The organism is Photobacterium sp. BZF1 (assembly GCF_014349205.1).
In the GTDB taxonomy this organism is placed as follows: Bacteria; Pseudomonadota; Gammaproteobacteria; order Enterobacterales; family Vibrionaceae; genus Photobacterium.
Genome location: NZ_JACSOF010000235.1, coordinates 1 through 6,249, shown reverse-complemented (window position 1 = coordinate 6,249; position 6,249 = coordinate 1). Strand labels below are relative to the sequence as shown.

The window sequence follows — 6,249 nt, the reverse complement described above, 5'->3', positions numbered from 1 at the left end:
TGTAAATGCCCATGGTATGGGTTATTCTTTGGTAAGCACATTGCGTGCTACATTAATGAAACAAAACTGAATGCTGATGCTCTGGAAACTGTGATTTAGGTCTCGTTATTGTCTATATATGACAAATTGTGTAGCTTTATTACGTAATAATATGGCTTGATGTTTGTGTGATTTAGCTTCACTTCGCTGCACTTCAAGCGGTATGGTCACAAATCAACCGCTTAGGTTATTGTTTTTGAGTGATATGGGTCAAAAAATAACAAAGTGTAACTCTAAATGGTTACAAGTGATCTAAATCAATTTTTTTCGCGGTGTGAAAGAATATAATCAGTTTTGAAAGCAATTTACTAAGTATGTGTGTTACCGGTTTTTTGAGCAGGATGGCTCCCGGATAACCCAAAAGGATGTGAACGCATCCTTACTAAAAAGTTTTCAATCTTAAGTTAGGAGTTAACTATGCCTGTTACTAATATGGCTGAACTAGATGCAATGGTTGCACGCGTTAAAGCGGCTCAGAAAGAGTTTGCGACTTACTCTCAGGAGCAAGTAGACAAAATCTTCCGTGCTGCATCTCTAGCGGCTAACCAAGCACGTATTCCTCTAGCGCAACAAGCGGTAGAAGAGTCAGGTATGGGTATCGTCGAAGATAAGGTTATCAAAAACCACTTCGCTTCAGAATTTATCTACAACAAATACAAAGACGAGCAGACCTGTGGCATCCTTGAAGAGGATGACAACCTAGGTACTATGACTATCGCAGAGCCAGTGGGCATCATCTGTGGTATCGTACCAACCACAAACCCAACCTCTACTGCTATCTTCAAATCTCTAATCTCTCTAAAAACCCGTAACGGTATCATCTTCTCGCCACACCCACGTGCGAAGAACTCTACCAACGATGCAGCTAAATTGGTTCTAGATGCAGCTGTTGCTGCAGGTGCACCAAAAGACATCATCGGTTGGATCGACCAGCCTTCTGTAGAGCTTTCAAACGCGCTGATGAAGCATGATGACATCGCACTTATCCTTGCAACTGGTGGTCCAGGCATGGTTAAAGCAGCTTACTCTTCTGGTAAGCCAGCAATCGGTGTAGGTGCGGGTAACGTTCCAGTGGTTATCGACGAAACTGCAGACGTTAAGCGTGCTGTTGCTTCTATCCTGATGTCTAAGACTTTCGATAACGGCGTAGTGTGTGCTTCTGAGCAGGCTGCAATCGTTGTTGACGAAGTATACGACGAAGTGAAAGAGCGTTTCGCTTCTCACAAAGCTTACGTTCTATCTAAGGCAGAAGCCGAGAAAGTACGTAAAGTACTGCTTATCGACGGCAACCTGAACGCGAAAATCGTAGGCCAGCCAGCACCAGCTATCGCTGAAATGGCAGGCGTTAAAGTTCCAGCTGACACCAAAGTACTTGTAGGTGAAGGTCTGGGCAAAGTGTCTTACGACGATGCATTCGCACACGAGAAACTATCTCCAACTCTAGGTCTATTCCGCGCTGACAACTTCGAAGACGCTGTTGAGCAGGCTGTGACTATGGTTGAGATCGGTGGTATCGGCCACACATCTGGTCTTTACACTAACCAAGACGTGAATGCAGACCGCATCCGCTACTTCGGCGACAAGCTGAAGACTGCACGTATTCTTGTAAACATCCCTACTACCCACGGTGGTATCGGTGACCTGTACAACTTCAACGTTGCACCGTCTCTAACACTGGGTTGTGGTTCATGGGGTGGTAACTCTATCTCTGAGAACGTAGGTCCTAAGCACCTTATCAACAAGAAAACTGTAGCTAAGCGAGCTGAAAACATGTTGTGGCACAAACTACCTAAGTCAATCTACTTCCGTCGTGGTAGCCTGCCAATCGCGCTTGGCGACCTAGAAGGCAAGAAGCGTGCATTCCTTGTAACTGACCGTTTCCTATTCAACAACGGTTACGCTGACGATGTAGTACAGCTACTTAAAGCGCAAGGCATTGAAGTTCAAGTATTCTTCGATGTAGAAGCGGATCCTACTCTATCTGTAGTAGAGAAAGGTGCAGCTGCAATGCAAAGCTTCCAGCCAGACGTTATCCTAGCGCTTGGTGGTGGTTCACCAATGGATGCTGCGAAGATCATGTGGGTAATGTACGAGCACCCAGAAACGCACTTCGAAGAACTAGCAATGCGCTTTATGGATATCCGTAAGCGTATCTACAAGTTCCCGAAAATGGGTAAGAAAGCTGAGCTAGTATGTATCACTACTACTTCTGGTACAGGTTCTGAAGTCACTCCGTTTGCGGTTGTTACCGATGACAAGACTGGTGCTAAATACCCTCTAGCGGACTACGAGCTAACTCCACAAATGGCTATCGTTGATGCCAACCTTGTGATGAACATGCCTAAGTCGCTAACAGCGTTCGGTGGTTACGATGCAGTAACACACGCCCTAGAAGCTTACGTTTCTGTTCTTGCGAACGAATACTCTGACGGTCAGGCTCTACAAGCTCTTAAGATGCTTAAAGAGTACCTACCTTCGAGCTACGCAAATGGTGCTAACGACCCAATTGCTCGTGAGAAAGTACACAACGCAGCAACTATCGCCGGTATCGCGTTTGCCAACGCCTTCCTAGGTGTTTGTCACTCAATGGCACACAAAATTGGTGCTGAGTTCCACGTACCTCACGGTCTTGCGAACGCACTACTTATCTCTAACGTTGTTCGTTACAACGCGAACGACAACCCAACTAAGCAGACTGCATTCTCTCAGTACGACCGTCCACAGGCACGCCGTCGTTACGCAGAAGTTGCTGACCACCTAGGCCTATCTCAGGAAGGTGACCGCACTGCACAGAAGATCGAGCGTCTACTTGCATGGTTGGATGAGCTAAAAGTTAACCTAGAAATCCCAATGTCTATCCAGGCTGCGGGTGTTGCTGAGTCTGACTTCCTAGCGAAGCTTGACGAGCTAGCTGTCGAAGCGTTCGATGACCAGTGTACAGGTGCGAACCCACGCTACCCTCTAATCGCTGAGCTAAAAGAAGTGCTACTAGCTTCTTACTACGGTAAAGCGTTTGTTGAAGGTGAGACTTTCGAAGGCACAACGGTCATCAAGAAAAAAGAAGACCAGGAAGCGGCGAAAGCACCAAAAGCTAAAAAAGAGAAAGCAGAAGCTTAATCATTGTTTAGCTAGCGCACTTTAGACTACCTATTTAGCCCGCCACTTTGGCGGGCTTTTTTATTGGTTTACAAAGGAGTAGACGGAAGGAGTAACCAAGAAAAGGATAGAGTTGAGGATGATTAACTCACTTCGGCTTCGATCATCCTGCCGTTGAAGTAGTCATTGGCAACAATATATTCGGCACTGCGGGCGATTTCGTATTGCAGTGGTGAGCTGAGTTTATGGTGGTGATTGTTACAAGGGCACTCAATAGTGAGTGGCACCACTCCGCCAACACGGATATTGAACTCTGCTAACTCTTTGGCCCAGCTTTGGGTCAAGCCCGAAACAATGGCTTTCGAGCCCGAATGGACAGAGTTGTGTAAACAATCTTCATTGGCTGCTAGGTTGATGATAACCCCATGGCAGTTGTGGTCGCGCATATAGTGAGCGGTCTGCTTGCCGAAGGTAAAGAAAGGCGTCGCTTTTTCATTCATCGAACGGCTGAACTGATCCACCGAAGAAGGGCTTAATAGTGAAGGCAGGGCTGAGTCCACCCAACAGTTTACGAGTACTTCTATTTTGCCAAAATGCTGGTGGATATTATTGATGAGGGTACCTATGGTGCGCTCGCTTTGATCCGGGATCAGATAGGATTGGCATGGTGCCCCGATGGCCTGACAAGCTTGCAAAGTTTGCACTAGCGCATGTTGACGTTCATCGACCAAGGCCAGTTTTGCCCCTAGTGAGGCAAAATGGAGCGATAGGGCCTTACCCAAGGGGCTCCCCGCCGCTGTGATGATAATGACTGAATGTGCGATATTCATAGCTCTTCCTATATTAGGCTGCCGACACATTGTTACTGTCAAAAAGCCAACTTACAAATCATAGACTTAGGTTACGCAGTCCCAGAGTAGCTGTCTGTGAATAATCCCCCAAACTTGCGACCTAGCATTAAAATGTTAGTGAACTGTGATCACTGTGCAGCATAAAGGTGACAAAGCTATGAAGGCGGTCACGAAATTAAATTCGTAATGATAATCATATCAACGTAATAACTAGCAAGTTGGCTCATTTTGACTTCAAAATTAGGCAAAATCACCCATGAGGAGGCGTTCAGGCGCCGTACATTTCGGCGAAGCGTTTGGCTTGGACCAGTGACAGGTATAGATCTTGTGGAGATGCCTTGATGGTTGCATCTTCAGTGGGTGGTAACAGGCGGCGTTCATGGCCTGATAGGTTGTGGTACACCTCTTCTGGCATACCCTTGGTGCCTTGTGGCGGATAGGTCAGAGGGGTTGGCTTGAGGCTATCGAGCAGGCGGGCATCGGCTAAGCCGCTTTCATGGAAAGCTTGTGCTTGTAGGGCAGCATTCTGGTAGCTGCTCTCTGTTGTCGACAGCGGCTGCGGCTCCGGCAACTCAAAGTATGCACGAAGCTCGCTTTCTGTTTTGCCTGCGGCGGGTAGTGCATCAACGGGGGTGGTTTCCAGTTGCTCGGGAGAGAGCAGGGCGAGCATCAGGGCAAAATCGGCACGACGTCCCCCCTCAACCGCATGGCTGAGTTGGCTGCCAAGCTGAACTTCATTGATCAGCTGTGCTTTGTCGAGTGAATGGATTTGCATTAATGCTGTACCGAGAAAACCTACCAGTGTTATAGGGTTTGTATCGGTACAGCCGGTGATTTCTTTAATAAAAAAAGCGGCGAGACAAGTGAACGGTTACTCTTTCGCCAATTACTGCTTATGCAGGGGCTATTGCTGCTCCTGTAAGGAATTAACGGCTTGCTCCATACGTTGTAAAGCCTCAACCAATGTTTGGTGGCGGCAGGCAAAATTAAGCCTGATAAAGCCAGGGTGACCGAAATCTGCTCCGGGTGACAGCCCCACACCGGCCTGCTCGAAGAATTTGAAGGGTGAAGGGACGGGCAGTGCCGTAGCGTCAATCCAGGCTAAGTATGTGCCCTCGATGGGTTGAAGGGTGAGATAGGGCATGCGGTTAATGGCCTGTTCGACAGTAGTTTTGTTTTGCCTCAGGTAAGCAAGTTGCCTGTCGAGCCAAGGTTGGCCGTGCTCATAGGCAGCTTGGGCGGCAGTGTAAGCCAGAACATTAACATCTGGTACGATCCCGGCTTTGGTACGGATGAATTCCCGCCGTAATGTTGGGTGAGGGATGATAGCCATCGAAGCACCAAGGCCAGCGATGTTGAATGTTTTGCTCGGTGCGATCAGGGTAATAGATCGCTGTGCCGCATCCTCATTGAGGCTGGCAAAGGGAATATGCTGGCAGCCAGGCTCGAGAAGCAAATCACAATGGATTTCATCGGAGCAAACAATCAAATCCTGTTGTTTGGCAAAGTCAGCAACGGCTTCCAGTTCGTTTCTTCGGTATATCGTGCCACCAGGGTTTAACGGGTTGCAAAACAGCAGCAGTCGCGTGTCAGGTAATAGCGTCTTTTCATCCAGTGACATCAACCAGCGTTGCCCTTCAAGCAAAACCGGTAATTTGCTCAAAGGACGCTTGGCTAATTTAGCCGATGATTTGAATGGTGGATAAATCGGACTCGGGCAGGCGGCTCCTTGCTCTGCATCACAAACGGCACGGACTGCTAGGTTAATTCCGCAGACTAATCCCGGCAAATATACAATCCACTCTGGCTCGATATGCCATTGATACAGGCGCTGCATACGTTCGACGATGAGATCTGTCAGCGCCTTAGGGGCACTGCCATAACCAAATATACCGTGATCGACGTGGTTATGTAGGGCATTAGTGATAGCCTCTGGCACCTTGAAGTCACTGTCGGCGACCCACATAGGGAGTACATCTTGACCTTGGTATTTCTGCCATTTGATACTATTGCTGCTGGTACGGTCAATGTGTTGATCAAACAAGGGGTCGGGTTGAGGACTAGCTGAGTTAACTGGTTTAGTGGGCTGCATGAAGAATCCTTTGCGCAAATTAACTCGCTTATTATTGCCACATGAGCCGAAAATAAAAAAGCCCCAGCACATGGCTTAATGCCATTCGGATAAGCGTCATCGTTTATACCTGAACGGATACTTGGGTGGCACATAGAGGACTGAACGTGGAAACGTTCGGTCCTTTCTTTT

4 protein-coding genes are annotated in these 6,249 nt (G+C 47.8%); 1 reads left to right on the top strand and 3 read right to left on the bottom strand.

Features of this window, described 5'->3' with window-relative positions; genetic code table 11:
• Positions 1 to 456: 456 nt before the first annotated feature.
• Positions 457 to 3,156 carry a bifunctional acetaldehyde-CoA/alcohol dehydrogenase gene (gene adhE / locus BIZ37_RS28995; protein ID WP_187464491.1) on the top strand — a complete coding sequence of 900 codons (2,700 nt, stop codon included), beginning with the start codon at positions 457 to 459 and terminating at the stop codon, positions 3,154 to 3,156.
• 122 nt (positions 3,157 to 3,278) lie between these two features.
• Here the strand turns inward: adhE and BIZ37_RS28990 are convergent, their stop codons facing one another.
• The 3 genes from BIZ37_RS28990 to BIZ37_RS28980 all read right to left on the bottom strand — a co-directional run bounded on the left by BIZ37_RS28990 (position 3,279) and on the right by BIZ37_RS28980 (position 6,078).
• Positions 3,279 to 3,965, bottom strand: a complete 687-nt coding sequence (locus BIZ37_RS28990) for an SDR family oxidoreductase (RefSeq protein WP_187464490.1) — start codon at positions 3,963 to 3,965, stop codon at positions 3,279 to 3,281.
• Positions 3,966 to 4,254: 289 nt separating this feature from the next.
• Entirely contained in the window at positions 4,255 to 4,761 is a 507-nt protein-coding gene (locus BIZ37_RS28985; RefSeq protein WP_107298560.1) for a VC2046/SO_2500 family protein, read from the bottom strand.
• Between the two features lie 129 nt (positions 4,762 to 4,890).
• On the bottom strand, positions 4,891 to 6,078 hold the full coding sequence (locus BIZ37_RS28980; RefSeq protein WP_187464489.1) for a MalY/PatB family protein: 1,188 nt from the start codon (positions 6,076 to 6,078) through the stop codon (positions 4,891 to 4,893).
• Positions 6,079 to 6,249: the final 171 nt, after the last annotated feature.